The following is a 25,421-nucleotide window of genomic DNA, read 5'->3' as shown; positions in this document are numbered from 1 at the left end:
GGCTGAATCCGGCCGTTAGTCTAATCCTGTTTCACAACCCTCACCAAGGGCCAAGGTGCGTAAGGTAGCAAGACTTTCAATCTGTACCTCCCTACGTCGCACCTGGATGCCGTGGTCGCGCAGGCGCTGGAAGGCGCGCGACAGGTTCTCCGGCGCCATGCCCACCGCCCCCGCCATGACGTAGTGCGGTACATCCAGGGTGAAGGCGACGGGGCCGTCGTCGGCCTCGTCCCCTGCCCGCCCGGGCACCGCCTCGGCGGCGGCGCGCAGCAGCCAGATGCACACCCGCTGCGTCGGTGGCAGCGCCTTCAGTTCCGCCAGCCGTCGCGCCATGGCCCGCCAGCGGGCGCCGAGCACGCCGAGCAGCGACGTCAGCCGCGCCGGCTCCGCCTCCAGCCGGCTGAGCAGGGCGCCGCGGGTGACGACGGCGATGCTGCAGTCGGTCAGCGCCTCGCCGTTCACCGGGTAGCGCTGCAGCCCGACCATGGCCGGCAGGCCGAACATGTCGCCGGGGCCGAAGACGTGCAGCACCGCCTCGCCGCCGCCGGAGTCGCCGACGAACAGCCGCACCCGGCCGGAGCGCAGCAGGAAGAAGCGGTCGGCCGGGTCGCCCTGGCCGAACAGCAGGGTGCCCGCCGGCACGAACAGGTCGCTGCCGGCCGCCAGCAGGGCCGCCGTCACCTCCGGCGCCACCGGATCATGCAGGGCGCATCCATGGGCGTTCATGCGTGGCCCTCCAGCATCGCCTGCAGTCGGCCGGGATCGGCAATGGCGACGTGGCGGCCGCGCACGCTGACGCCGTCGGCGCGCAGATGGCGCAGCACGCGGCTCAGGCTCTGCTGGGTCATGCCGAGGTGGGCGGCCAGGATCTTCTTCGCCATCGGCAGCCGCACCTCCAGCCCGCCGCCGCGCGAGGCCGGCGGCAGGCCAAGCAGATAGGCGGCGGTGCGCTGCTTGACGGTGCGCTGGCGCATGGCTTCGGTGGCGCCGATGCAATGGCGCAGGCCGATGGACAGCAGGCCCACCAGCACCAGCGCCAGTTCGCCGTCGGCGGCGGCAAGGGCGGCCAGGCGGGCGGGGTCGATCTCCACCACCTCGCCGGCCGCCACCGCCTCCACCGTCACCGAATGGCGGCGGTCGGCGCACCAGTCGGCGAGGCCGATGAGGGTGCCGCGCATCAGCTCCTCCACCGGCACCGGCAGGTCGCTGCCGCTCTCGGCCAGCGGAACGGAGCACAGGAAGCGGCCGCTGAGCACCAGGAACAGGCGGTCGACGGCGTCGCCGGCGCGGGCCAGCACGGCATCGCGCGGCACCGGGCGGACGCCGCCGAGGGGCATGAGCCGGCGCACGGCGGCGGCAGTGACGGCGGAATCGGACAGGCGTTCGATGTCGATGGGCATGGCATCACGGCCCTTCAATACCAAGGGGGTGGAAACCATGCTGCCCGCCCCGCCGCCGGCGTCCCTTGACGCTGGTCAAGAATTGGCGGGCGATTTCGCCGCCGTCATTGCGGGGAAGACGGCGCCGGGGTCTCGATCAGCCGCAGCAGGGTGCCGTCCAGGTCGATGAGCGCCGCCATGCGGCCCCACGGCTGCGCCACCGGCGGATGCAGGCGGGGAAAGCCGCTGCGCCCCTCGGCAATGTCCGCCGCCCGGCAGTCGGCATAGAAGGCGTCCAGGTCGGTCAGGCGCAGGCAGCAGCTGAACCAGCTGGACAGCGGATCGACCTCGGGGTGCGGGAAGAACTCCAGCATCAGGCCGCCGCGCTTTAGGATCAGCCAGCCGTCGTCGCGCCAGTGGCGGGTGAAGCCGAGCCGGCCGTAGAACGCCTCCGTCGCGTCGAACGACCGGGCGGGCAGGTTCGGGGTGGCGTAGCCGTCCATGGCGGGCTCCCTGGGCAGGCGCGAGAGGAACGCCCAGGGTGCCCGCCGGCCGGATCGCTGTCGATGGTCTACAGCCGCACCACCCCGTGGCCGTCGTCGATCCAGGCGGCGGTGGCCCCGCCCGCCGCCAGCACCCGCGCCCGCTCCGCCGCCGGCAGCAGCGGCAGGGCGGTGGAAAGGGCGTCGGCGGTGGTGGCGGTGGTGGCAGCGACCGTCACCCGCAGCCCCTCCCCGCCCGGCAGGCCGGTGCGGGGGTCGAGCAGATGGCCGCGCGGGTCGATGCGGGTGCCCGCCGCCGCCGTGGTCGCCAGCGCTCCGCCGGACAGCGGCAGCGGCGCCGCGCCCTCGGCGGGCGCCACCTGCCATGGCCGGCCGGAGGGGTGGGCGCCGAGGGCGCGGGTCTCGCCCAGCGACACCAGCACCTCCGTCAGTCCCTCCCGCCGCAGCAGGTCCGCCACCCGGTCGGTGATGTAGCCCTGGGCGATGCCGTTGAGGGTGACCGCCATGCCCGGCCGGGCGAAGCGGACGGCATCGGGCGCCACCGAGACCGCCTGCCAGTCCACCAGCGCCCGCGCCGCCCCCAGCTCCGCCGCCGCCGGGCGGGTGCCGGCGCGGGCATGGCGGGCGTGCAGGCTCCACAGCGGCTGCACGGTGACGTCGAAGGCGCCGCCGGTGAGCGCCGACACCGCCCGCGCCCGCCCCATCAGGTCCACCAGTTCCAGCGGTGGCGCCTCCAGCCGGCCGGCGGCATTGAGGCGGCTGAGCGCGCTGTCGGGGCGATAGAGGCTGAACACCGCCTCCAGCCGGGCGATCTCGGCCTGCAGGCGGGGCAGCAGCGGCAGCGCCTCCGCGGGCAGGATCATCTCCGCCGCGCCGCCCAGCGCCACCCCCTTCCACCGGCGCAGGCCGGCGTCGGCCAGGGCGGCGGCGGCGGCGGCGACGGCGGCGGCGATGGCGGCGGTGCCGGCGGCGATGACCAGCAGGCGGCGGCGGCTGAGGGCGGTCATTGCGAAACCTCCGTGGCGGCCGTGGCGGCGGCGGGAGTGGCGGCGACCTCGCCGGCGGGGGTCAGGCAGGTCACCGGGTCTTCGCCCAGCAGGTCGAAGATGGTCGGTTCGCCCAGGGCGCCGTGGCGCTCGCCGTGGGAGTGCATGGGCATGGGGGCATCGTCCTCCGGCGCCCGCAGCACGTAGTCGGGCGGGATGTCCGCCCACCCGACGATGCGGCCACCGTGGCGGGCGACGAAGGCCTCCGCCGCCGGGCGGGCGGAGAACGGCACCGCCTCCGGCATCGCCATGCCGCCGCGGGCCTCGCTGTCGATGACGTAGAGGGCGGCGTCGTGCAGCACCCAGGTGTCGGGCTCGGCCCAGCCCTGCGCCGTCGCCATGTCGGAGACGTAGATGGCGGCGATGGCCTTGCTTTCCTCCGGCAGCAGGGTGAAGGCGACGGCGTCGCTCACCGCCGGGAACCACAGCACCTCGCCGCCGGTCAGGTGGATCTGGGCGCGCGGCCCGGCGTGGTCGAGCAGCATCATGCCGCCGAAGTGGGTGACGGCGTCGCGGGTGGGGGCGACCGGCGGCGGCGCCTCCGCCTGCTGGCCGCCGTCGTCGCAGGCGGTGAGCAGCAGCGAGGCGGCGGCGGCAGCGATCAGAAGCCAGCGGCGCATCACAGTTCCCTCCGGGCAAAGATGGTCCAGGCGACCGCCAGCGGCCCGGCGATCCACGCCAGCAGGGCCAGCATGGGCCACACCGCCGGCAGATCGGCCACCACCGCCTCCAGCCCGGCGATGGCGCCGGCGCCGTCAAAGGCGGCGAGCGTCAGCAGGCGGTAGGCGTCGGCCGGGTTGGCGAGCAGCCACGCCGGCAGGGTCTGGCCGAGGAAGCCCTGGCCTCCGGTCGCCACCAGCGCCGCCAGCAGGCCCATGTCGTAGAGCACCACCAGGAACAGCCACACCACGATGGCGACGCCGGCGGCGGTGGTGCGTTCCCGCACCGTCACGCTGATGACCGTTCCCACCGCCACGAAGGCGAGGCCGAGGCCGATGGAAGCGCCGATCAGGCCGGCGAAGTTCCACCATTCGGCCGAGGTCGGCAGCACCGGCGCGCTGAAGCCGATGGCCAGTGCCGCGCTGCCGAAGCCGACGGTGGTGGCGAACGACAGAATGGCGGCATGGCCGAGGAACTTGCCGGCGACGATCTGCCAGCGGCTGAGGGGGTAGGCGAGCATCAGCAGCAGCGTGCCGCGCTCCGCCTCGCCCACCACGGTGTCGAAGGCGAGCAGCAGGGCGATCAGCGGCAGCAGGTAGATGCTCAGGCTCGACAGCGACACGATGGTCACCGTCAGCCGGCCGGTGCCCACCTCGCCCACCGGCGCGCTGCCGACCAGGGCCAGCGCCAGCGCCAGGGCGGCGAGGATGAGCGTCGCCGTGGCGACCCAGCGGTTGCGCAGGCCCTCGCGGATTTCGCGGCCGGCGATGACGAGACTGGGGCTCATGACGGCACCTCCTGCTGACCGGCCGGCGGCAGGCCGCCGAAGTGGGCATAGACGTCCTCCAGGCTCGGCGGCAGGACATCAAGGTCTTCGACGCTGCCGTCGGTGCCGGCGGCAAGCCGGCGCAGGGCGTCCATCTTCATGGCGAGCGACACCCCCAGTTCCACCGACCGGCCGTTGGCGGCCAGCACCGTCGCCCCTTCGCCGGCCTGGGCGGCGGCGCGGGCGGCCCCACCTTCCGGCACGCGGACGCGGATGCGCACCGGCAGGCCGGCCGCTTCCTGCAGGCCGCGCAGGGTGTCGCAGGCGACCAGCCGGCCCTTGCGCATGATGGCGATGCGGTCGGTGCGCAATTGCAGCTCGGTCAGCACGTGCGACGACAGCAGGATGGTCACGCCGCGCGCCTTCATGTCGCGCAGGATGCGATAGAACTCCTGCCGCAGCATGGGGTCGAGGCCGGTGGTCGGCTCGTCCAGCAGCAGCAGGCGCGGGTCGCCCAGCAGCGCCTGGGCGAGGCCGAGGCGCTGGCGCATGCCCTTGGAATAGGTGCGAACCGCCTTGTTGCCGGCTTCCGCCAGACCGACCGCCTGCAACAGCTCCTCCACCTGCGCCTTGGGCGCGCCCTTCAGGCGGGCGTAGAAGCGCAGCGCCTCCCGCCCGGTGGAGCCGCCGGTGAAGCTGACGTTCTCGGGCAGGAAGCCGACGCTCTGGCGGCCGGCGATGCCGCCCGCCGCGCCCAGCACCGACAGGCTGCCGGAGGTCGGGCGGGTGAGGCCCAGCACCATCTTCATCATGGTGGTCTTGCCGGCGCCGTTGTGGCCGAGCAGGGCCAGGAACTCGCCCTGCGGCACCGCCAGCGACAGGTCTTCAACCGCGGTGAAGCTGCCGTAGCGCTTGGTCACATGGTCGAGGCGGATGACGTCTTGGCTCATTTCAGGATCTCCGCCAGCCGCTCCGCCGTGGCCGGCGGCGGGCGCATGAGGGGGTGGGGGTCGACGACGCCGCCGGGCAGGATGGCCGGGAAGGCCGACTGCGCCCAATGGATCAGCTGCACCGCCGGACTGGTCAGCAGCAGCTTGGCTTCCGGCGCCCGCCAGACGATCTGGTCGACCAGGCCGTTGGGGCGGTAGGGGCGGTCGGCGATGCCGTCGTTGTCGAGGTCGAAGGCGGCGTTGTCGGACCAGTAGTTGCCGATCCCGTTCTCGGCCCATTCCAGATACTTGGTGCCGACGTACTTCACCTGGTTCTCGTTGCCGACGAAGGCATTGCTGACCACCGTGTTGCCTTCCGACCCGGCGGTGAAGTGAATGCCGATGCCGCAGCCCTGGAACAGGTTGTCGCGGAAGTCGTTCTTGTTGGCGTTGTAGATGAAGACGCACTTGGCGCCGCCATCCACCACCGAATTGCGCCGCATGACCGACGAGTTGGCGAAGTTGAACACCAGTCCATGCTCGGAATCGCCGCGGCTGACGTTCTCTTCCACCGTCAGGCTGTGGCTGAACATGATGACGTACCCGGCGTCATTGCCGATCGAGCGGTTGTTCCGCAGGATGCTGTCGTTGGTGTACATGTAATGCACGGCGAAGCGCACGCCCTGCATGACGTTGTCGGCGAACACGTTCTGCTTCGAGGTGGTGGTGAAGATGCCGTCGCGGCTGCCGGAGATGAAGTTGCGCTCGATACGGCTGCCGGGGGAGTTCCACATCTGCACGCCGTTGCCGCGTTCGTTCACCCGCAGGTCGCCGCGGCCGCCGATGATGTTGTCGATCACCTGGGCATTTTCCGGCCCCTTCAGGAACACGCCGATCAGCGTGTGCTCGAACCGGTTGCCGGCGACCACGGCGCGCGGCGCCTTTTGGGTGACGTAGACGCCGCTGTCCTCCTTCTCCAGCGAGCCGCCGGAGTTGCGGATGGTCAGGTTGCGCAGGGTGATGTCGGGGGCGCGCAGCTCCAGCACCCGGCCCTTGCCGCTGCCGTCGATGATGACCTGCCCCTCGCCGATGAGGGTGAGCGGCTTGTCGATGATCACCCCGCCGCGATAGGTGCCTTCTGGGAGACGCAGGACCTCGCCAGGTGACGCGGCGCCCACAAGGGCGGCGAGATCCTGCGTCTCCGCGAGGGCACCGGCGGCGGCAGGCATCTCCGCCCCGCCGGAGGCGGCCGGCGCCGTGGTGGCGGCGGTCACGAGGACCGCCGACACCAGCGCGAGGCTGCGTATGATGGCGCCGGGGCGCATCATGCCTTTTCCTTCGGGTGGACCAGCATGCGGCCGCGCATTTCCATGTGCAGCGCATGGCAGAACCACTGGCAGTAGTACCAGTGCACGCCCGGCCGGTCGGCCGTGAAGGTGACCGAGGCGGTCTGCTGCGGCCCCAGCTCCATCACCAGGCCGTAGTTGGACAGGGTGAAGCCGTGGGTAAGGTCGTCCACGTCATCGATGTTGGTGATGGCGATGGTGACCTCGTCGCCCTCGTTGACCTCGAACTTCTCCAGCGAGAATTCCGGCGCCTGCGAGGTCATGAACACGAAGACCTTGTTGCCTTCGCGGATCACGTCGGCGGCCGCCTCGGGGTCTACGCCCTTCGACTTGATCAGCTCCACCGTGTCCTTGAAGATCGGGTCGTTGCGGTCCCAGGTGTCGCGCGGGTTGACGATGTCGGCGCGGACCAGGATGCAGTCGTGCGGCTCGGCATAGGTCGGGCCGTCGTGGACCAGCTTCATCGGCTCCTTGTCGGAGTGGATGCTGATCAGCTGGTCGTTCTCCGGCTTCAGCGGACCGACGTTCAGGAACCGGTCCTTGGAGAACTTGTTGAGCGACACCAGCCACTTGCCGTCGGCTTCGCGGGTTTCGCCCATGGTGGTGCTGTTGTGGCCGGGCTGGTAGTGGACGTCGATCTTTTCCAGGATCGGGTCAACCTGGGCCCCGTTGAAGGCCTGGATCGCCTTCTCGATGTTCCACTTCGCCACCTGGCTGTCGATGAACAGGGTGGTGTAGGCGTTGCCGCGGTCGTCATAGGCGGTGTGCAGGGGGCCGAGGCCCAGCTGCGGCTCGGCCACGATCACCGACCGCGGTTCGGCCTTGCCCTCGAACACCGCTTCCAGCTTGGTCACATCCATCACCGACACGGTCGGCGACAGCTTGCCGTTGATGACCACGTGCTTGCCGTCCGGCGCCGTGTTGATGCCGTGCGGGCTGGTGGAGATCGGCACATAGACGGTGTAGGGCGAGCCCTTGCGGCCGTCCAGCACCGGGATGCCGTTCATCATGGTGGCCTTGCCGGCCTTCACCGCCTCTTCGATGCGGGCGATGTTGAACACGACCACGTGGTCCTGCTCGTTGGCCGTCATCTCCGCCAGGGTGACGCCCATTTCGGCGTTGTAGCTGGTGGAGAAGGCATACTTGCCCTGGTAGTCGGCGTCGACGTTGTCCAGGTTGCCGTCGACGATCACCTGCCACGCCACCTTCATCTCGTCGCCGTCGATGGCGGTGAAGATGCAGCGGTAGGCCGAGGGATTGTCCAGGTCGCGGCCGTCGTTGGGCAGCGGCGCTTCATGTTCGCCGTTGGCGAAGATGTAGCCGGTGCGCGGGTACTTCTGCGGGCGCAGGCCGTGGATGTCGTGGGCGTTGGGGATTTCGATGATCTTGTCGGGCTTCATCACGTCGCAGCGGATGCGGGCGACGCGGGTATTGGCCTTGTCGTTGATGAAGATGTAGCGCCCGTCATAGGTGCCGTCGGTGAACGACATGTGCGGGTGGTGGGCATCGCCGTTGTGGTAGATGCCACCGCGGGTCGACAGGAACTTCCTGGTTTCCTCGGTCAGGTTCTCGGTGAGGATGCGGCGGCTTTCGTTGGTGATCCCCCAGCCGCTGGCGCTGTCGATGTTGAACACCGGAATGCGCATCAGCTCGCGCATGGACGGCACGCCGAAGATGCGCACCTCGCCCGACTGGCCCGAGGACCAGAAGCCGTAGTATTCGTCAAGCTCACCCGGCGCCACGGCGCCGTCGGCGCCCGGTGTCGCCGCCTTGGCACTGCGGATGCCGCCACCGGCCATGGTGACACCACCGACACCGGCCGCGCCCGCCAGTCCCGCAAGTGTCGCCCCTTTGGCAGTGGTTTCGAGCAGCGAACGCCGGGACATCCCGGTCGTCGTCGCGTCGCGCTCAGTCATGTTGCAGTCCTCCGTCTTGGTTTCTTCGCCTCGGGACGTTCCCCCCGGGGCTGCTGTCGGCGGCCGGATCAGGCCGCCTTCGGGTCGCGCTCCGCAGCGATGGGAGAGCTGCGGCGGCGCTCCTTCTTCAGGCGCCGCGTCACGTTGTGCGGACACCGGAAGTCGTCTCGGTAAAGCTCCTGGCAGTGCATGCAGTAGATGCACTCGTTCGGATTGATGTGCCCTTCGGGGTGGATCGACTGCACCGGGCATTCGCGGGCGCAGCGGTTGCACTGGGTGCCGCACTCCGGCCAGCGCTTCAGCCAGTCGAACATGCGGATCCGCGCCGGCACCGCCAGCGCCCCGCCCAGCGGGCACAGGTAGCGGCAGAAGAAGCGTTCGATGAACAGGCCCGCGACCAGCAGGGCCAGGGCGAAGACCACGAACGGCCAGTCGCGCACGAACTTGAGGATGATGGCGGTCTTGAACGGCTCGACTTCCGACAGCTTCTCGGCCAGGGCGAGGTCGTAGAGGGCGAGCCCGAACAGGGCCATGAAGATCATGTACTTGATCGGCCACAGCCGTTCATGCAGGCCCCACGGCACCTGGATCTGGCGGATGCCGAGGCGGCGGCCGGCGTGGTTGGTCAGTTCCTGCAGGGCGCCGAAGGGGCACAGCCAGCCGCAGAAGGGACCCCGGCCCCAGAACAGCAGCGAGGCGGCGACGGCGAACCACAGGATGAACACCAGCGGGTCCATCAGGAAGTACTGCCAGCTGAAGCCGTTGGCGATGGCGCTCGACAGGGTGAGCACGTTGACCACCGACAGCTGGGCGTTGGACAGCCAGCCGATCCACACCAGCGTGTAGGCGAGGAAGGCGTAGCGCATGCCCTTCAGCAGCTTCGGCCGCCGCACCACCAGATCCTGGAAGAAGAACACCACCGTCAGGAACACCACCGAGGCGGCCAGCAGCCCGGCGCTCCACAGGTTGGACTGCCAGATGCTCTTCCACAGGCTGTCGCGGGCGCTGCCCTCGTCGTGGTCGAGCAGGGCATCTTCGGCGACGGCGGAGGTGGCGGCAGCCGTCGGCGCGGCGGCGGGCGCCGGCGCCAGATAGGGTTCCGGCACGGCATAGGAGACGTCGAAGGTGACGAAGGCCTTGTCGAGGGCGCCGGTGGTGCGCTGCACCAGCAGTTCCAGCTGCCACGGCAGGGTGGGCGCGAACTCGACGTCGCGGGGGATGCGGAACAGGCCGACCTCGGGGAAGTCCGGCGCCCCCGCCGCCGCCACATGACCGAGGCGCTTGTGCCAGCGGTCGCGGAAGCGGATGGAGGACGTGTCCTGGGCCAGTTGGATGCGGTCGAAGATGCCGCCGCGCACATAGCCCGAGCCCTTGAAGGAATAGCGCCCCTGCCCCATCACCAGGATGGCCTGCTCGCCCTCGCCCAGGCTCTGCTGCAGGTTACGCCACTCGTTCTCGCCGAGCAGGGAACGGCCGATGGTCGGCACGCTGACCTGCGCCACGTAGAGGTCGATGAAGATGTCGTCCGCCTCGCCCGGTTCCGGCCGCGCCATGGCGGCGGCATTGCCGGCGGCGGCGAAGGCCTCGTTCACCTCCCCCACCGTCAGCAGCAGGCGGCGGACCGAGCCGTCGCCGACCAGGGTCTGCCAGTCGGTCACCTCCGCCGGGCGATCCATGGCGATGTCGCGCACCGGCGCCGCCGGCTGGGCACCGGCCGCCGCCAGACCGCCGAGGCCATGGCGGCGGGCCACCTTGGCGGCGGCGCGGGTGATGCTGTCGTGGAACACCAGCACGGTGACGGTGGCGCCGGAGATGATGTCCGGGTCGCCCTTGCCGGCCGGCGCGGTCATCGTGACGGCGTCGTAGCCGACCAGCCCGTCCAGGTAGGCGGTGATCTTGGACTCGGGAATGCCGATCAGCACGATCGGCTCGTGATGCTCCACCAGCCGCAGGCCGGAGATGACGCCCTCGGCGGTGACGCCGGTCAGCACGTGCATGGGCCGGCCGGAATAGCCGGTGGAATTGGTGAAGTCGGAGTTGATGAAGACGTAGCCGACCAGCTCCGCCCCCTTGAAGGCCGGCGCCACCGGCGGCTCACCCTCGGGCGGGCCCAGGCGATCGGCGCCGGGCACCAGGTCGGCGACCACCGCCTGCGGCAGGAAACGCTCCAGCACCGCCGCCTGCGCCGCCGCATCCGGCAGGACGAGGCCGAGGACGAAGGCGGCGATCAGGGCGGCGGCGCGAAGGCCTCGGGCTGGACCGGACATTGCACTCCCTCACTCCCGGAGCGTCGGGTGACGCTGCGATGCCGGCATGGTGGCCGGGGAGCGGGGAAAGAGCCTTGACGCTGGTCAAGTGTACGCGCGGTGGTGGTAGGCGACCCTGCCCACCCCGCCGCGGCGATCCGCGATCAGCCGAGCAGCGGATGCGCCGGGCGGTCGAGGGCGGCGATCAGCAGGGCCACGCCGATGGCGGTGACGGCGAGCCCGCCGGCCAGCCCGAACAGGGCAGCCAGCGGCAACCGTCGGGCCGTGCCGCCGGCCGCTGCGACGGCGGTGCCGGTGGCGGCCTCGGCACTGCGGCCGGCGGCGCTCGCCAGCACCGCCAGCAGCGACACGGTCAGCGCCGTGCCGAGGCTCATGGCCAGGGCGGCGGCGACGCCGGCCGGCCACAGCCCGATGCCGAAGGCGAGCACCAGCACCAGGATGGCGCCGGTACAGGGTCGCAGCCCGATGGCCAGCGACAGGGCGAGGATGCGGCCCCAGCCCTCCGCCGCCTCGGCCTGGGCCGGCGTCGGCAGGTGGGCATGGCCGCAGCCGCAGTCGTCGCCGTGATGGTGGTGATGGTGATGGTGGTCGTGGTCGTGGTGATGGTGGTGCGCCGCCGCCGCCGCCGGCCGCGCCGACCGCCATGCCCGCACCAGCGCCAGCCCGGCCCGCGCCACCAGCCACAGGCCGACCAGGGCGACGGCGGCATAGCTCGCCGGCTCCAGGTAACGGTCGGCGGTGCGGGTGGCCCAGCGGGCGCCGCCCTCGATCAGCAGGAAGGCCGCCGCCACCAGGGCAATGGCCGACAGCGCCTGCACCAGCGCCGCCGTGAACGACAGCACCACGGCGCGGCGGGTCTGGCGGCCGTTGGCGAGGGCATAGGCGCCGATCACCGCCTTGCCGTGGCCGGGGCCAAGCGCATGCAGCACGCCATAGATAAAGCCAAGGCCGATCAGCGACAGCGCCGCCTGCCCGGCGTGCTCGCCGCGCAGGGCCTCCACCGCCCCCTTGAGCGCCAGCTGATACTCGGCCTGGGACGCCCGCACCCACTGGCCGGCGGCGGCCAGCGCCTGCCCCACCGCCCCCTCCGGCACCAGACCGACCGCCGCCACCGCCACCACCGTCAGCACGGCGGCGAGCACGGCCAGGTGACGATAGGAGCGGCGGCGCGGCAGCGTCGGGAACGGCAGCATGGCGGGATCACCTCACGGGCAATGGACGATCAGCGTATCGGCGAAGGCACCGCCGATGCCCTCCGACCCCGGCTCCACGTCGGGCGACTGGTATGCATCGGACAGCACCGTCAGGTCGGGCTCGGCCGGGGCCGGACGCCGCTCCACCGAACAGGCGGCGGCGGCCGGCTGCACCGCCAGCGGCCTGTCCTCCTCGAAGGCGACGTCGATGTAGAAGCTCGGGTCGAAGACGCGCAAGGCAAGCGGCTGGTGGCGCAGGTCCACCGGCTGCGGCAGCGTCAGGGTGAAGGTGAACTCCAGCCGGCCGTCGACCCAGGCGGCGTCATACTCGGTGACCGGCAGGGTGTCGAGGCGGCGACCGTCGTGCCGCAGATCGGTGAAGTAGCGCCAGTCGCGCAGGTTGGTCATGGCTTCCGCCGCCATGGTCCGCAGGGCGGCGGCATCGCGCGCCGGCAGGTCCATCACCGCCGCTTCGGAATACAGCTCGTCGAACAGCCAGCGCAGGGCGACCGCGTGCAGGCGGCGGTCGACGTCCAGGTGCAGGACGGCGCGGGTGTCGATCCAGACATGCGGGTGAGCCGCCACCGGCGGCGGAGCGGCAGCCAGCACGGCGCCGAGGACCGCGGCGGCGGTCAGCAACAGCCTCAGGCGGCGCGCGCGGGGGGCGCGGTCTGCCATCGTCGACCCTTCTCTCCGTGGGAACTGCCGCCACACTGCCGGAGCCGGCGGCCGGGATCAAGCCGCGGCGGCACCGACGCCAGCGTTATAATATAACGCTCGCCCCGATGTCCACCGCGGCCGTCCCCCCTCGGGACCGGCGGAGAGAAGCAGACGGCGGTCCTTAGAACCGCACGGTCCCGCTGAGCATGACCGTACGGCCGGGTTCGGATTCCTGGGAGGCCAGGGTTTCCTGGTACTTGGTGTCGAAGATATTGTCGACTGTCAACCGCAGAGTCACCGCCTCGTTCAGCTGCGGCGGCGTGTAGCTGACATAGGCGGCGTGCAGCAGGTAGCCGCCGGCCGGGTCGTCGGCGGCATCGCCGGGATTGTCCGGCAGTGCCACGTCGAGATCGCGCCGGCCCATGAACCGCCAGCCGAAGTCGAGGCCGTTGTCGCGGTCACGGCCGCCGATGGTCAGGGTGGCGTAGTCCCCCAGGCCGCTCGGCAGGCGTTCGCCGGTCTGGGCGTTCTTGCCGCGCGCGCGATGGGCCGACAGGGCGGCATAGGCAAAGCCGACGTCGTAGGACACCTCCAGTTCGCCGCCATGCAGGGTGGCCTCCGGCACGTTGGCATAGCCGTAGGTGGAGTTAGCGAAGTCGGGCGCCCCGAAGCGGTTGCGGGCCATGTTGAAGTACTGGCTGATGTAGTCGTCGACGCTCGACTGGTAGACCGCCGCCTTCGCGCGCAGGCGGTCGCCGTCCAGCAGCAGACCGTCCTGCGCCACGTTGACGCCCACCTCCCAGTTTTCGGCGGTTTCCGGCGCCAGTCCGGGGTTGGGCACGAAGCGGAACGAGGCCGGCGGCGGGTGGGTGCCGTTGATCAGCGTCTCGGTGATGGCGGGGGCGCGGAAGGCCTGCGCCCAGGTGGCGTAGGGGGTGATGCCGGGGAACACCTCGTACCCCACCGTCACCTTGGGAGACAGGGCGTTATCCGACGACTCAAGCCCGCCGCCTTCCAGGTGGTAATCGTCGAAGCGCAAGGCGGCGACGACCGACAGGCGGTCGGTCAGGGCGATTTCGTCCTGCACGAAGGTGCCGAGGATGCGCCGCTCGCCGCTCGGGGTGAAGTCCAGCGGCCCGCCGGCCCGGCTGGCGCTCACCGTATCCTGGAAGCCGTCGACGCCCACCGTCAGGGCATGGCCGGTGCCGCCGAGGTCGAAGCGCGAGGTGTTGAACAGGTCGAAGCCCGGCGTCTCCACCTCCACCTGCGTCCGCCGGCCGGACAGGGCGCCGGTGATCCGCGTCTCCTTCTGGTCGGTGGTGGTGTAGTAGAGGTTGGCGGTCAGGTCGACCAGCGGGGTGTCGGGCGGCGTGAAGTGATACTGGCCGGTCACCGTGTTGGCGGTGGTGGTCAGGTCTTCCACCGTGGTGGTGCCGCTCTTGAACTCGAAGCGGTTGTGCAGCAGGCCGACGCGCAGCTGGTGCGACTCGTTGGGCGTCAGGGTCAGCTTGGCCAGGGCGCTGCGCTGGTCCCAGCCGGAGTTGGGCACGGTGCGGCCGTCGCCATCTTCGTAGTTGCCGCGGGTGGCGAGCGAGGTGGAGACCACCAGATCGGCCCAGTCGACGGCACCATAGGTGGTGGCGGTGCCGCGCCGTTCATCGGCATTGGTGCCGCCGCCGGCGGTGATGGCGGCGCCGAACGACTCGCCCGGCCGCAACAGGTCGGCGGCATCCTTGGTGCGGAAGTTGACGACGCCGCCGACGGCGCCGGAGCCGTAGACCGTCGCCGACGGCCCGCGCACCACGTCCACCTGACCGATCAGTTCGGGGTCGATGAACACCATGGTGTTCTCGCCGTGGCCGGAGCGCTGGAAGTTCTGGCGGGCGCCGTCGACCATCACGTTGACGCGGCCGAAATCCTCCATGCCGCGGATGTTGATCTTGGTGCCCGGGCCGCTGGTGGACGAGGCCGAGGTGGTGACGCCCGGCACGCCGATCAGCAGGTCGCCCGCCGTCGACGGCTGCCACGGCGCGAAATCCTCCTCCGTGCGCACCGACACCGGCGCCAGGGCATCGACGGCGCGCTTCTCCGTCCGCTCGGCCGAGATGGTCACCGGCTCCAGCAGCTGCACCGAGGCGGCCGCCGCCAGTTCCTCCGCCTGCGCCGCCAGCGGCAGCACGACCGCGAGGGCCGATGTTCCCACCAGGGCATGTCTGAACCTGCGCATGTGCTTCAGTCCCTTCCGGTATGCGTAAGGTTGTGCCTCCCAGCCCTTTGATAGCGAGTCTTTTTAAGATTGCAAAGCATTCTCATTCGCATTACCCCTACGTCATGGCGCCGTGTCGCAGATCGTGCCGAGGCGCCCGCCCCACCTTCAGGAGAGGTTGCTCCGCCATGACCACGCCGCCGCCGCCCGCTTCCCTGTCCGCCCTTGCCGATGCCTGGGGGACCGTCCATGCCGGCACCGCCGGCGCCCGCCCGCGCGACCTGGCGGCCGGGCTCGGCCACCCGGAGGCGCAGTTGCTGGCCGCCGCCACTCCGGCCACCGGCGTCCACCGCCTGCAGCCGCGCTGGGCGGAGCTGATCCACGCCCTGCCGGAGGTCGGCGAGGTGATGGCGCTGACCCGCAACGACCACGCGGTGCATGAAAAGACCGGCCGCTTCGGCAATGTCCGCGGCATGGGCGAGGCCATGCTGGTGCTGAACGACGCCGTCGACCTGCGCCTGTTCCTGGGCGTGTGGGGCCATGGCTTCGACGTCACCACCCACAGCAGCCACGGCGAGCGCCGCAGCCTGCAGATCTTCGACATCCACGGCGACGCGGTGATCAAGGTCTACCGCACCGCCAACACCGACGCCGAGGCCTTCGACGCCCTCTGCCGCCGCTTCCGCGCCGACGAGGCCGCCGCCCCTGCCCTGCTGGCGGTGGAGCCGCCGCCGGCGCCGGAAGCGCCGCAGCCCGATGCCGCCGTCGATCTCGCCGCCCTCCAGGCCGGCTGGCGCGGCCTGACCGACGTCCACAACTTCCGCCGCCTGCTGCGCGATGCCGGCGCCACCCGGCACCAGGCGCTGCGCCTGATCGGCCGCGAGTTCGCTGAGGAGGTGGCGCCCGATGCCCTGTCGCGCACCCTGACGCTGGCGGCCGACCAGCAGGTGCCGATCATGGTCTTCGTCGGCAACCGCGGCTGCGTGCAGATCCACAGCGGCCCGGTGAAGAAGATCGTCGAGATGCGCGGCTGGACCAACGTGCTCGACCCCGGCTTCAACCTGCACGCCGTCACCGCCGCCGCCGCCTCGGCCTGGGTGGTGCGCAAGCCGCAGGCCGACGGCACGGTGACGGCGCTGGAACTCTACGACGACGCCGGCCGCAACTACGCCATCCTCTACGGCGTCCGCCCCGCCGGCCTGCCCGAGAGCACCGCCTGGCGCGCCATCCTGGAGACCCTGCCGCGCCTGCCGGCCGGCAGCCAGACCGCCGCCGAATGAGCCGGGAGTCCTCAGCCATGCGCCGTCGCCTGCTTCCCTTCGTCGCCGCCGCCGTGGTCGCCGCCGGGGCCGCCCCGTGGCAGCCGGCCGCCGCCGGCAGCGCGCCCGACGTCGACGGCCGCATGGTGGAGGCCGCGGCGCCGGCGCGGGTCATCAGCATCGGCGGCCCGGTGTCGGAGGTGATCGCCACCCTCGGCCGCGGCGAGGCGGTGCTGGCGGCGGATTCCACCACCGCCTTCCCGCCGGACTACGACAGGCTGCCGCGGGTCGGCTACCTGCGGTCGCTGGGGGCGGAAGGGCTGCTGTCGGCGGCGCCCGACCTGATCATCGCCCAGAACGACGCCGGCCCCGATCAGGTGCTGGCGCAGGTGGCGGCGGCGGGCGTGCCGGTGCTGCGCCTGCCGCCGGCCAACGATGCCGCCGGGCTGGACGACATCATCGCCCGCATTGCCGCCATCCTCGACGTGCCGCAGGCCGGCGCCGCCCTGTCCGCCCGCCTGCAGGCCGAGGCCGCCGCCCTGCCGGCGCCGACGGCCGAGGCGCCGGCGGTGCTGTTCCTGCTCATGGGCCATGGCGGCGCGCCCATGGCGCCCGGCCGCGACACGCCCATCCACGCCCTCATCGAGGCTGCCGGCCTGCGCAATGCCTTTGCCGAGGTCAGCGGCTGGAAGCCAATCGCCGCCGAGGCGCTGCTGGCCGCCCGCCCGGCCGGGCTGATCGTGTCGGAGCGCACGCTGGAGCTGCTGGGCGGTGTCGACGGCCTGCTGGCGCCGCCGCTGCTGGCCCGCCTGCCGCACCTGCGCGAGGTGCCGGTGGTGGCGCTCGACCCTGCCCTGCTCCAGGGCCTCGGCCCGCGCACGCCGCAGGCCGCCCGCCGGCTGGCGGAAGCCTTCGGCACCCTGCCGGAGCCGGCGCGACGACGCCGGCCGCCGCCGTGCTGCGCCAGCCGGCCCGCCTGCTGCCCCTGCTGGGCGGGCTGGCGGTGGTCAGTGCCCTGCTCGCCATCCTGTTCGGCGGCGTGCCGGTGGCTTTCGGCGATGCCCTGGCGGTGGCCGGCGGCTGGCTCGGCCTGGGTGCCGGCGCCGGCGATCCGGCGGTGCTGGCGGTGCTGGAGGTGATCCGCGGCCCGCGCGTGCTGCTGGCCTGCTGCGTCGGCGCCACCCTCGGCGGCGGCGGCGCGGTGATGGAGGCGCTGTTCCGCAACCCGCTGGCCGACCCCGGCCTGATCGGCGTCTCCGCCGGCGCTGCCATGGCCGCCGCGCTGGCCATCGTCATGGCCGATGCGGTGGGCGCCGTGCTGCCGCTGCCGCGCGGCTGGCAATTGCCCATCGCCGCCTTCATCGGCGGCCTCGGCACCACCGTGCTGGTCTATGCCCTCGCCCGCCGCGACGGCCGCACCTCGGTGGCCGGCATGCTGCTGGCCGGCATCGCCGTCAACGCCATCGCCGGCGCCGTCACCGGCCTGCTCACCTACGTCAGCGACGACCAGCAGCTGCGCCAGCTGACCATGTGGAGCATGGGCAGCCTGGGCGGTGCCGCGCCGGGCACGCTGACGCCCGCCCTCATGCTGATGCTGCTGTCGACGCTTGGCGGCCTGCTGCTGTGGCGGCCGCTCAACCTCATGCTGCTGGGCGAGGCGGAGGCCTTTCATCTGGGCGTTGCCGTCGACCGCCTGAAGATGACCGCCGTGGTGCTGGTGGCGGTGGGCGTGGGCGCCGCCGTCGCCGCCGCCGGACCCATCGCCTTCGTCGGGCTGGTGGCGCCGCATCTGGTGCGGCTGCTGGGCGGCGCCGACCATCGGCTGGTGCTGCCCGGCGCCGCCCTGCTCGGCACCGCCATGGTGTGCCTGGCCGATCTGGCGGCGCGCACCCTGGTGCTGCCGGCGGAACTGCCGGTCGGCCTCATCCTGGCGGCCGGCGGCGGGCCGTTCTTCCTCGCCCTGCTGCTGACCGCCCGCCGGCGCGGAGACCTGCCATGAGCGTGCGCCTCAACCGCGCCTCCTACCGGGTGCGCAGCAAGACCCTTGTCGATGACGTCACCTGCGCCCCGCAGCGCGGCCGCCTGACCGTGGTGCTGGGGGCCAACGGCGCCGGCAAGTCCACCCTGCTGCGCCTGCTGGCCGGCGAGATCGCCCCCACCGACGGCACCGCCCTGCTTGGCGGCCGGCCGCTGGCGGCCTGGCCGGCGGAGGATCTGGCCCGCCGCCGGGCGGTGATGCCGCAGGCCACCCGCCCGCTGCCGCTGCGGGTGGCGGAGGTGGTGGCGCTCGGCCGGGCGCCGCACCGCCGGCAATCCTCCGCCGCCCTCGATGCGCGGGTGGTGGGCGAGGCGCTGGAGGAAGCCGGCGTCGCCCATCTGGCCGACCGCCCGGTCGCCAGCCTGTCGGGCGGCCAGCGCCAGCGCGTCGCCCTGGCCCGCACCCTGGCGCAGCTGCCGCCGCCGCGGGCCCGCGACAGCGCCGTGCTGCTGCTGGACGAGCCCACCTCCGCCCTCGACCCCGCCCACCAGCATGCCGTCATGGCGGTGGCGCGGCGGGTGGCGGCGGATGGCGCCGCCGTGGTCGCGGTGCTGCACGACATGACCCTGGCCCTGCGCTACGGCGACGATGCGATGCTGCTGCGCGACGGCCGCCTGCTTGCCGCCGGCACCGCCGACAGCGTGCTGACCGAAAGCCTGCTCGGCGCCACCTACCGCTGCCGGGTGCGCTTCCTGCCCGACCCGGTGACCGGCGGACGGGTGGCGGTGAGCGAACCGGCCGCCGCCTGATCCGCCGCCGCGCCGGACATCGCCGAGAGGGACCGCAGCAGCTTCGCCAGCAGGGCGTTCAGCTGCTGCTGCTCGGCCGCCTCCAGCCCCGCCAGCACCCGCCGCTCGTTCTCCACATGGCGCGGCAGCAGGTCGTCCAGCAGGTCGTGCCCCGCCGCCGTCAGCGCCACCAGCGAGGCGCGGCGGTCCTCCGGGTGCGGCCGGCGGGCGACCAGCCCGGCCTTCTCCAGCCGGTCGAGCCGGCTGGTCATGCCCCCCGACGACACCATGGTCGCCTCATAGAGCGCCGTCGGCGTCAGTTCGTAGGGCGGGCCGGAGCGCCGCAGGGTGGCGAGCACGTCGAACTCCCCCGCATGCAGGCCGGCGGCGGTGAACAGCGGGTGGACATGGTCGCGCGCCACCAGCTGCGTCAGCTCGGCCAGACGGCCCAGCACTTCCATGGGAAAGGGATCGAGGTCGGGGCGTTCGGTGCGCCATTGGGCGGCGGCGCGGGAGGCTCGGTCGTCGGCTGTCATCGCATTTTATCTTGACGTTAAGATTCTTGACGGCAATATTTTAGCTCATGAGGACGGTGCTGCCAAGGCACCGGCGTTCCTGAACCTGAAAGGTGTCCCCCATGACTGCGCCCTCCCCCGGCGCGGCGGGTGCGTCCGCGCCTGCCGCATGGCTTCCCGCCCTCTGCCTCGTGGTGGTCGGCGGCCTGCTCGGCGTGACCGCCAGCGTCGTCAAGCTGGCGCTGGTGGGCGGCTGGCAGCCCATCGCCTTCCTGTTCTGGACCTGCCTCGGCGGCGGGGTGCTGCTGCTGGCGGCGGCGTTGGCGGCGGGTCGGCGGCCGGGCCTCGGCGGCGCCCACCTCGCCTATTACCTCATCGCCGGCATTCTCAGCTTCGCCGTTCCCAATGCCCTCGGCTTCCTGGCCATTCCCCATGTGGGCGCCGGCTTCGTGGCGCTGTGCCTGGCCTTTCCGCCGCTCATCACCTACGGCCTGGCGCTGGTGCTGAGGATGGACCGGCTGGTGTGGCTGAAGGTGCTGGGGCTGGTGCTCGGCCTGGGTGGCGCCGGCATCCTGGCGGTCGCCAAGGGCAGCAGCGACACCGCGCCGCTCGGCTGGGTGCTGGCGGCACTGGCGAGCCCGGTCATCATCGCCACCGGCAACATCTACCGCAGCCGCTTCTGGCCGGCCGGCGCCTCGCCGCTGGCGCTCGCCCCCGGCATGCTGCTGGGCGCCGCCGTGGTGCTGGGCGTCGGCGCGACGGCCGCCGGCGTGCCGCTGGCCCCGCTGATGCCGGCCACCACCGCCTTCTGGCTGGCGCCGCTGCAGGCCGCCATCTTCGCCCTCACCTACGGCTTCTATTTCCTGCTGCAGCACCTGAGCGGCCCGGTCTACCTGAGCCAGATCGGCTGGGTCGGCGCCTGCCTGGGCGCCGCCGCCGCCGTGGTGCTGACCGGCGAGCCGGTGCCGCCGGCGCTTGCCTTCGCAGCCCCGGTGGTGATTGCCGGCATCCTGCTCACCAGCCGCGGCGGGCGCTGACGGCGCGGTCAGTCGTCCTGCTGCTGGTCGGCGCGGCGGGCCAGGGCCTCGTCGAGGGTGCGGACCAGATCCTCGATGCGGTAGGGCTTGCGCAGCACCGTTTCCCGCTCCGCCTGGGCCAGCTGCTCGCTGTAGCCGCTGGTCAGCACCACGGCGATGGACGGCTGCAGCCGCCGCGCCGCCCGCGCCAGATCGATGCCGCTCAGCCGGCCGGGCATGACGATGTCGCTGAACAGCAGGTCGAACTGCTCGCCGCCGGCCAGCCGCGACAGCGCCTCGTCGGCGGTGCCGACCCAGGGCACGGTATAGCCCACCTCCTCCAGCGCCGCCGCCACCGTGGTCGCCACCACCCGGTCATCCTCCACCAGCAGCACCGCCGCCTGCCGCCGCACCGCCGGCACGGCGCCGGCCACGCTGGTGTCGGGGGCGGGCACCCGGTCGCAGCGGCGCAGCAGCATGACGATGGAGGTGCCGCGGCCCGGTGTGCTGTCGATCATCGCCGTGCCGCCGGCCTGGCGGCTAAGACCATAGACCTGCGCCAGCCCGAGGCCGGAGCCCTTGCCGACCTCCTTGGTGGTGTAGAACGGCTCGAAGGCGTGCTCCGCCACCTCCGGCGGCATGCCGAGGCCGGTGTCGGTGACCGACAGCCGCACGTAGTCGCCGGCAAGGCCGCTGGCATGGCCCTCCGGCAGATGCACGTTGGCCGCTTCCACCACCAGCGTGCCGCCGGTGGGCATGGCATCGCGGGCATTGACCGCCAGATTGATGAGCGCCAGTTCGAACTGGGTCGGGTCCACCTCGATGGGCCACAGGCCGTCGGCAAAGCGGGTGACGAGGCGGATGTCGGCGCGCAGGGCGCGGTCCAGCAGCTCCGCCATGTTGGCGATGCGGCGGGGAATGTCGATGGCTTCCGGCTGCAGGCTCTCCTGGCGGGCGAACCCCATCAGCTGACGCACCAGCTTGGTGCCGCGGTCGACCGCCTGCTGCCCGGCCTCGATAAACGGCTGCACGCTGGGCTCGCGGGTGCGGCGCTGGATCATCGCCAGCGCCCCGCCCATGGCCTGCAGCAGGTTGTTGAAGTCGTGCGCCACGCCGCCGGTCAGCTGGCCCACCGTCTCCATCTTCTGCACATGGGCAAGCTGGGCGAGCGCCGCCTCGCGCTCGGCGGTGCGTTCGTTGACGCGCTGTTCCAGGGTCTGGTTGAGGCGGCGCAGTTCCGCCTCCGCCCGCTTGGCTTCGGTGACGTCGTAGCCTTCGGCGAACACCCCGGCGACGGCGCCGTCGGCATCGCGCACCGGCTGGTAGACGAAGGTGATGAAGCGGTCCTCAAGCGCCGCCGCCGGCGCCCGCCGCACCTTGACCATCAGCCCCTCGCCGACGAAGGGCTCGCCGGTGGTGTAGACGCGGTCGAGCAGTTCAAAGAACCCCTGCCCCTCCACCTCCGGCAGCGCCTCGCGCACCGGCCGGCCGATGAGGTCGCGGCGGCCGACCAGCTCCAGATAGGCCTCGTTGGCGAGGTCGAACACATGGTCGGGCCCGCGCAGCACCGCCATGAAGCCGGGCGCCTGGCGGAACAGCTCGCGCAGGCGGTCGCTTTCCGCCGCCAGATGACGCTCCGCCACCACCTTGCGGGTGGTCTCCGTGCAGGCGCAGAACAGGCCGGCGACATGGCCGGCATCGTCACGCACCGGGCTGTAGGAGAAGGTGAAGTAGGTCTGCTCCTCGAAACCCTTGCGCAGCATGATGAGCGGCAGGTCTTCGTGATAGCTGGCCTCGCCGGCCAGGGCGCGGTCGACCAGCGGGCGGATGTCGCCCCAGATCTCCGACCAGATCTCGGCAAAGGGGCGGCCGAGGGCGTGGGGATGCTTCACCCCGAAGATCGGCGCATAGGCATCGTTGTACAGAAACCCGAGCTGCGGCCCCCAGGCGATGAACATGGGAAACTTCGACGACAGCATCAGGCTGACCACCGACCGCAGGCTCGGCGGCCAGCCGTGCGGGTCGCCGAGGGGGGAGCGGCTCCAGTCGTGGCTGCGCATGCGCGCGCCCATCTCCCCGCCGCCGGACAGGAAGCTGGGAGCATCGACGGGGCCGGCAGCCTGTGCCGGAAAATCGGTCATGCCATCATCCATTGCGGCAGCATCTACGCCGCCTGGGGGCCGGGCGTTGCGGAGCGACCGCGGCCACCCTCACGACGCCGAGATCGAACGCTGGACCGCCGCCTTCAGATCATCGGTGGACAACGGCTTGGTCAGGCAGCGCAGGCCGCGCAGGTCGCTCGGCATGTCGGGCGGATCGTCATAGCCGGTGGTGAACACCACCGCCATGCCGCGTTCCACGGCGGCCCGCGCGGCGCCGTAGCTGTGACCGTCGCCAAGCTGGATGTCGAGCAGCGCCAGATCGGCCTCCACCGACGCCGCCAGGGTCTCCGCCTCCGCCACCGTGGCGGCCAGACCCACCACTTCGTACCCCAGATCTTCCAGCACCGCCCCATAGAAGAAGGCGATGCCCTTGTTGTCCTCGGCGATGAGGACTCTGCCGCTGAGGCGGGTCGTTTCAGACGTCACGGCCTGACCTTTCGGAACCGGAGGGATGCGGCGATGGGTGTAGATGTCCTCCATCATAGGGCCCGGCCCGCGACACCACCACCGTCCCGACGTAGTAAGACCCTGAGCCGTCCCGCAGAGGGTGGGCTCGGTGGTGACGTCGGACGCCTTCTTCCCCGCCGACGGCCTGCTGGCCGCCACCGAGGCGGGGGCGACGGCGGTGATCCAGCCGGCGGCTCCATAGGCGACGACGAAGTGATCAAGGCGGCCGACGAAAAAATGGGGCGGAGCCCCCCGGCTCCGCCCCATCCCGCCCCTCCCCCAAGGTGTGGCGCGGATCAGTACTCAGAAGGTCAGGCGCACCTTGCCGGTGACGCCGGAAATGTCGCCGTCGCCGAAGATGGCGCCGATGCTGGCGGCGGCGCGGCCGGCGGAAACGCCGAAGGTGACCTCTTCATAGGCGTCGCTGTAGAGGTCGTCGCCGAAGAAGCGGGTGTCGGTGATGCCGAGCGACAGTTTCAGCGGCGCCCCCAGGGCCTCCACGCCGGTGTCGTAGACGCCGGTCAGGCCGTTGCGGGCCACCACGTTGGTCAGGTCGTAGTCGACCTCGTAGTCACCGACGCTGACCGGCACCGTCGTCACCACCGCGACCGTGTTGCCCAGCACCAGGCTGAAGCGGTCGGTCAGCGGGCGTTCGTAGCGGCTGGTGAGGCCGCCGCCGGTGAGCACCGCACCGGCCCCCAGATCCTCCGACCCGACAGCGCCGACGAAGGCGGACGGCGTCAGGCTCCACGCCTCGGTCACCGGCACGGTCAGGCCGAGGTTGAGGTGGCCGGACCAGGTATCGGCCTTTTCCGTCTGCTGCCAGGTCAGCGGCGCGTCGAGCGCCAGCGTCCAGCCGTTGGCGAAACCGTAGCCGATGGTCGGCTGCACGGTGGCGCTGGTGACCTCCACATCGTCGCTGCTCAGCCGCATGCCGTCCCCGCCGATGCCGGCGAAGAAGCCGGCGCCGGGCGCGACGCGGGTGCCGCTGTCGTGAACGGTGGCGACCATGCGCGACATCAGCGACGACGGATTGCCGGCCACCGGGTCAAACGCGGTGCGGGCGGCGGCGGCCTTCAGGATGCGGGTGAGCGTCTCGTTGCCCTCGCCCTTGAAGTAGGCTTCCAGTTCCTCCTGCGCCGCATCGCGGTCGGCGGCGGTGGTGCCGAAGCGGCGTTCGACGCCGGCGGCCGGCACCGACAGCACGATCTCGGTGCCGTCATAGGCGATGGTGGCGGGCAAGCCGCGGATGTAGGCATCGCCGGAAATCTGGCTGACCTGGGTCAGGTCGGCACCGACGGCATTGGACAGCGCCTTGATCTCGACGCCGTCGATCAGGTCGCCGATGGTGCGGTAGGTGAGGCGGCGGGTGACCGTCTCGCCGCTCTGGGGATGGACGAAGGTCGGCTCAAGGACGAACAGGGGCGTTTCGGCCAGGGCAGGCGCGGCCGACAGGGCCACAACCGACGCCGCCAGCACCATGCGGAGGGGACGCATACGGGACTCCGGGTCAATCAGAAGGTAACGGGGTTCCGCCAGTGGTGCGGAGTGTCGTCACCTTAGTCCCGGAGAGCGAAGAAAGTCTTAAGGGCAACCTTCCATCAGTGGAAGCGGCAGAAGCGGCCACATCTTTAAGTACCGCTTCCGCCCGTTATTTCTGCAATACCTCTTTCTATCACACCCGCACCCGCTGCGGCCGGCGCCGGGTCTTCATCCGCCGAGTGCCACCCGCTCCAGCGCCGGGTCGCGCACGGCCGGCACGGTGCGCAACAGCCACAGGCCGCCGAGCAGGAACACCAGGATGGTCGCCATGCCGACGCGCTGGCTGTCGGCCAGCGCCGTCGCCCAGGCCACCACCAGCGGGCCGAGGAAGGCCGTGACCTTGCCCGAGACGGCATAGAGGCCGAACAGCTCGTTGCGCACCTCCGGCGGCGACAGGCGGGCCATGAGCGAGCGGCTGGAGGCCTGCACCGGGCCGAAGAACAGGCCCATGGCCAGCGCCAGCGGCCAGAACAGCGCCACATCCCGCACCACCAGGATGGAGGCGCCGAACACGCTCATGCCGATCAGGCCGATGGTGATGGTGCGCTTCGGCCCCAGGCGGTCGTCGGTCCAGCCGAACAGGGCCGCCCCCAGGCCGGCGGAGACGTTCATGGCGATGCCGAAGACGATGATCTCGGAAAAGCTCATGCCGAAGGTGCCGGCGGCGTAGATGCCGCCGAAGGCGAACAGGGTGTTGAGGCCGTCGGTATAGATCATGTGGGCCAGCAGGAAGCGCGGCACCGGGCCGAACTGCTTCAGCGCCTTCAGGGTCGCCCACAGCTCCCGCACCGCCTTGCGCGCCACCTGCAGGGTGGGGGGGCCGGCGGGGCGCGGGCGGGGGTG

Annotated in this window: 22 protein-coding genes and 1 pseudogene; 5 read left to right on the top strand and 18 right to left on the bottom strand. The window is 71.7% G+C overall.

Going from position 1 to position 25,421, the window contains the following annotated elements; translation table 11 throughout:
- Positions 1-15: 15 nt before the first annotated feature.
- The 13 genes from ABD056_RS00405 to ABD056_RS00345 form a co-directional block, all read right to left on the bottom strand.
- Positions 16-726 carry a Crp/Fnr family transcriptional regulator gene (locus ABD056_RS00405; protein WP_343863315.1) on the bottom strand — a complete coding sequence of 237 codons (711 nt, stop codon included), beginning with the start codon at positions 724-726 and terminating at the stop codon, positions 16-18.
- Complete coding sequence (locus ABD056_RS00400; RefSeq protein WP_343863313.1) at positions 723-1,439, bottom strand: Crp/Fnr family transcriptional regulator; 717 nt, start codon at positions 1,437-1,439, stop codon at positions 723-725. The genes ABD056_RS00405 and ABD056_RS00400 overlap by 4 nt, the downstream gene beginning before the upstream one ends.
- Before the next feature lie 65 nt (positions 1,440-1,504).
- Positions 1,505-1,882, bottom strand: coding sequence for a bleomycin resistance protein (locus tag ABD056_RS00395; protein WP_343863312.1), 378 nt, complete (start codon positions 1,880-1,882; stop codon positions 1,505-1,507).
- A 68-nt stretch (positions 1,883-1,950) separates the two neighbouring features.
- Entirely contained in the window at positions 1,951-2,889 is a 939-nt protein-coding gene (locus ABD056_RS00390; RefSeq protein ID WP_343863311.1) for an FAD:protein FMN transferase, read from the bottom strand.
- The gene (locus ABD056_RS00385; protein ID WP_343863310.1) at positions 2,886-3,548 is read right to left on the bottom strand and encodes a nitrous oxide reductase accessory protein NosL; all 663 of its coding nucleotides are present in this window, start codon (positions 3,546-3,548) and stop codon (positions 2,886-2,888) included. Before ABD056_RS00385 ends, ABD056_RS00390 begins: the two co-directional genes overlap by 4 nt.
- Positions 3,548-4,375, bottom strand: coding sequence for an ABC transporter permease subunit (locus ABD056_RS00380; protein WP_343863308.1), 828 nt, complete (start codon positions 4,373-4,375; stop codon positions 3,548-3,550). Before ABD056_RS00380 ends, ABD056_RS00385 begins: the two co-directional genes overlap by 1 nt.
- Positions 4,372-5,304: an ABC transporter ATP-binding protein gene (locus tag ABD056_RS00375; protein WP_343863307.1), complete on the bottom strand. Its 933-nt coding sequence runs from the start codon at positions 5,302-5,304 to the stop codon at positions 4,372-4,374. The genes ABD056_RS00380 and ABD056_RS00375 overlap by 4 nt, the downstream gene beginning before the upstream one ends.
- A complete protein-coding gene (locus tag ABD056_RS00370) occupies positions 5,301-6,611 on the bottom strand; it encodes a nitrous oxide reductase family maturation protein NosD (protein WP_343863305.1) in 1,311 nt (436 codons plus the stop codon). Before ABD056_RS00370 ends, ABD056_RS00375 begins: the two co-directional genes overlap by 4 nt.
- On the bottom strand, positions 6,608-8,545 hold the full coding sequence (nosZ, locus tag ABD056_RS00365; RefSeq protein WP_343863303.1) for a TAT-dependent nitrous-oxide reductase: 1,938 nt from the start codon (positions 8,543-8,545) through the stop codon (positions 6,608-6,610). The genes ABD056_RS00370 and nosZ overlap by 4 nt, the downstream gene beginning before the upstream one ends.
- A gap of 68 nt (positions 8,546-8,613) precedes the next feature.
- Entirely contained in the window at positions 8,614-10,812 is a 2,199-nt protein-coding gene (locus tag ABD056_RS00360; RefSeq protein ID WP_343863301.1) for a 4Fe-4S binding protein, read from the bottom strand.
- Positions 10,813-10,955: 143 nt separating this feature from the next.
- Positions 10,956-12,005 (bottom strand): nickel/cobalt transporter, encoded by a 1,050-nt coding sequence (locus ABD056_RS00355; protein ID WP_343863299.1) that lies wholly within the window; start codon positions 12,003-12,005, stop codon positions 10,956-10,958.
- Positions 12,006-12,017: 12 nt separating this feature from the next.
- Positions 12,018-12,683 (bottom strand): DUF1007 family protein, encoded by a 666-nt coding sequence (locus ABD056_RS00350; RefSeq protein WP_343863297.1) that lies wholly within the window; start codon positions 12,681-12,683, stop codon positions 12,018-12,020.
- A gap of 163 nt (positions 12,684-12,846) precedes the next feature.
- Positions 12,847-14,892 (bottom strand): TonB-dependent hemoglobin/transferrin/lactoferrin family receptor, encoded by a 2,046-nt coding sequence (locus ABD056_RS00345; protein ID WP_343863295.1) that lies wholly within the window; start codon positions 14,890-14,892, stop codon positions 12,847-12,849.
- A gap of 167 nt (positions 14,893-15,059) precedes the next feature.
- Between ABD056_RS00345 and ABD056_RS00340 the strand changes: the two genes are divergently transcribed.
- From ABD056_RS00340 to ABD056_RS00325, 4 genes and pseudogenes are all read left to right on the top strand, one after another.
- Positions 15,060-16,151 (top strand): hemin-degrading factor, encoded by a 1,092-nt coding sequence (locus tag ABD056_RS00340; RefSeq protein WP_343863293.1) that lies wholly within the window; start codon positions 15,060-15,062, stop codon positions 16,149-16,151.
- Positions 16,148-16,969: pseudogene (locus ABD056_RS00335) on the top strand (heme/hemin ABC transporter substrate-binding protein); the annotation flags it as partial. The gene ABD056_RS00340 and the pseudogene ABD056_RS00335, both read left to right, overlap by 4 nt.
- Positions 16,970-17,085: 116 nt before the next feature.
- Entirely contained in the window at positions 17,086-18,129 is a 1,044-nt protein-coding gene (locus ABD056_RS00330) for a FecCD family ABC transporter permease (protein ID WP_343863291.1), read from the top strand.
- Positions 18,126-18,917 (top strand): heme ABC transporter ATP-binding protein, encoded by a 792-nt coding sequence (locus ABD056_RS00325; protein WP_343863290.1) that lies wholly within the window; start codon positions 18,126-18,128, stop codon positions 18,915-18,917. Before ABD056_RS00330 ends, ABD056_RS00325 begins: the two co-directional genes overlap by 4 nt.
- On the opposite strand, the gene ABD056_RS00320 is transcribed toward ABD056_RS00325, so the two are convergent.
- Positions 18,839-19,432: a MarR family winged helix-turn-helix transcriptional regulator gene (locus ABD056_RS00320; protein ID WP_343863288.1), complete on the bottom strand. Its 594-nt coding sequence runs from the start codon at positions 19,430-19,432 to the stop codon at positions 18,839-18,841. The two genes, ABD056_RS00325 and ABD056_RS00320, sit on opposite strands and share 79 nt — an antisense overlap.
- 101 nt (positions 19,433-19,533) lie before the next feature.
- Here ABD056_RS00320 and ABD056_RS00315 point away from each other — a divergent pair, with 101 nt between their 5' ends.
- Positions 19,534-20,448, top strand: a complete 915-nt coding sequence (locus ABD056_RS00315; protein WP_343863286.1) for an EamA family transporter — start codon at positions 19,534-19,536, stop codon at positions 20,446-20,448.
- A gap of 8 nt (positions 20,449-20,456) precedes the next feature.
- Here the strand turns inward: ABD056_RS00315 and ABD056_RS00310 are convergent, their stop codons facing one another.
- The 4 genes from ABD056_RS00310 to ABD056_RS00295 all read right to left on the bottom strand — a co-directional run.
- Complete coding sequence (locus tag ABD056_RS00310) at positions 20,457-22,568, bottom strand: hybrid sensor histidine kinase/response regulator (protein WP_343863284.1); 2,112 nt, start codon at positions 22,566-22,568, stop codon at positions 20,457-20,459.
- 69 nt (positions 22,569-22,637) lie between these two features.
- Positions 22,638-23,015, bottom strand: a complete 378-nt coding sequence (locus tag ABD056_RS00305) for a response regulator (RefSeq protein WP_343863282.1) — start codon at positions 23,013-23,015, stop codon at positions 22,638-22,640.
- Positions 23,016-23,339: 324 nt separating this feature from the next.
- A complete protein-coding gene (locus ABD056_RS00300; RefSeq protein WP_343863280.1) occupies positions 23,340-24,533 on the bottom strand; it encodes a hypothetical protein in 1,194 nt (397 codons plus the stop codon).
- A gap of 213 nt (positions 24,534-24,746) precedes the next feature.
- Positions 24,747-25,421, bottom strand: a 675-nt coding sequence (locus tag ABD056_RS00295) for an MFS transporter (protein ID WP_343863278.1), incomplete at its 5' end; no start/stop codon positions are given.

The sequence above is a fragment of the Caenispirillum bisanense genome, assembly GCF_039523075.1.
Lineage (GTDB): Bacteria > Pseudomonadota > Alphaproteobacteria > Rhodospirillales > Rhodospirillaceae > Caenispirillum > Caenispirillum bisanense.
This window is presented reverse-complemented; position numbering and strand designations above follow the sequence as displayed.

Coding starts and splice junctions, on each gene's coding strand:
- ABD056_RS00385 (WP_343863310.1), bottom strand. CDS start 3,548: ATGCGCCGCTGGCTTCTGATCGCTGCCGCCGCCGCCTCGCTGCTGCTC.
- ABD056_RS00400 (WP_343863313.1), bottom strand. CDS start 1,439: ATGGTTTCCACCCCCTTGGTATTGAAGGGCCGTGATGCCATGCCCATC.
- ABD056_RS00310 (WP_343863284.1), bottom strand. CDS start 22,568: ATGACCGATTTTCCGGCACAGGCTGCCGGCCCCGTCGATGCTCCCAGC.
- ABD056_RS00320 (WP_343863288.1), bottom strand. CDS start 19,432: ATGACAGCCGACGACCGAGCCTCCCGCGCCGCCGCCCAATGGCGCACC.
- ABD056_RS00340 (WP_343863293.1), top strand. CDS start 15,060: ATGACCACGCCGCCGCCGCCCGCTTCCCTGTCCGCCCTTGCCGATGCC.
- ABD056_RS00390 (WP_343863311.1), bottom strand. CDS start 2,889: ATGACCGCCCTCAGCCGCCGCCGCCTGCTGGTCATCGCCGCCGGCACC.
- ABD056_RS00370 (WP_343863305.1), bottom strand. CDS start 6,611: ATGATGCGCCCCGGCGCCATCATACGCAGCCTCGCGCTGGTGTCGGCG.
- ABD056_RS00325 (WP_343863290.1), top strand. CDS start 18,126: ATGAGCGTGCGCCTCAACCGCGCCTCCTACCGGGTGCGCAGCAAGACC.
- ABD056_RS00300 (WP_343863280.1), bottom strand. CDS start 24,533: ATGCGTCCCCTCCGCATGGTGCTGGCGGCGTCGGTTGTGGCCCTGTCG.
- ABD056_RS00345 (WP_343863295.1), bottom strand. CDS start 14,892: ATGCGCAGGTTCAGACATGCCCTGGTGGGAACATCGGCCCTCGCGGTC.
- ABD056_RS00315 (WP_343863286.1), top strand. CDS start 19,534: ATGACTGCGCCCTCCCCCGGCGCGGCGGGTGCGTCCGCGCCTGCCGCA.
- ABD056_RS00350 (WP_343863297.1), bottom strand. CDS start 12,683: ATGGCAGACCGCGCCCCCCGCGCGCGCCGCCTGAGGCTGTTGCTGACC.
- ABD056_RS00405 (WP_343863315.1), bottom strand. CDS start 726: ATGAACGCCCATGGATGCGCCCTGCATGATCCGGTGGCGCCGGAGGTG.
- nosZ (WP_343863303.1), bottom strand. CDS start 8,545: ATGACTGAGCGCGACGCGACGACGACCGGGATGTCCCGGCGTTCGCTG.
- ABD056_RS00375 (WP_343863307.1), bottom strand. CDS start 5,304: ATGAGCCAAGACGTCATCCGCCTCGACCATGTGACCAAGCGCTACGGC.
- ABD056_RS00395 (WP_343863312.1), bottom strand. CDS start 1,882: ATGGACGGCTACGCCACCCCGAACCTGCCCGCCCGGTCGTTCGACGCG.
- ABD056_RS00380 (WP_343863308.1), bottom strand. CDS start 4,375: ATGAGCCCCAGTCTCGTCATCGCCGGCCGCGAAATCCGCGAGGGCCTG.
- ABD056_RS00360 (WP_343863301.1), bottom strand. CDS start 10,812: ATGTCCGGTCCAGCCCGAGGCCTTCGCGCCGCCGCCCTGATCGCCGCC.
- ABD056_RS00355 (WP_343863299.1), bottom strand. CDS start 12,005: ATGCTGCCGTTCCCGACGCTGCCGCGCCGCCGCTCCTATCGTCACCTG.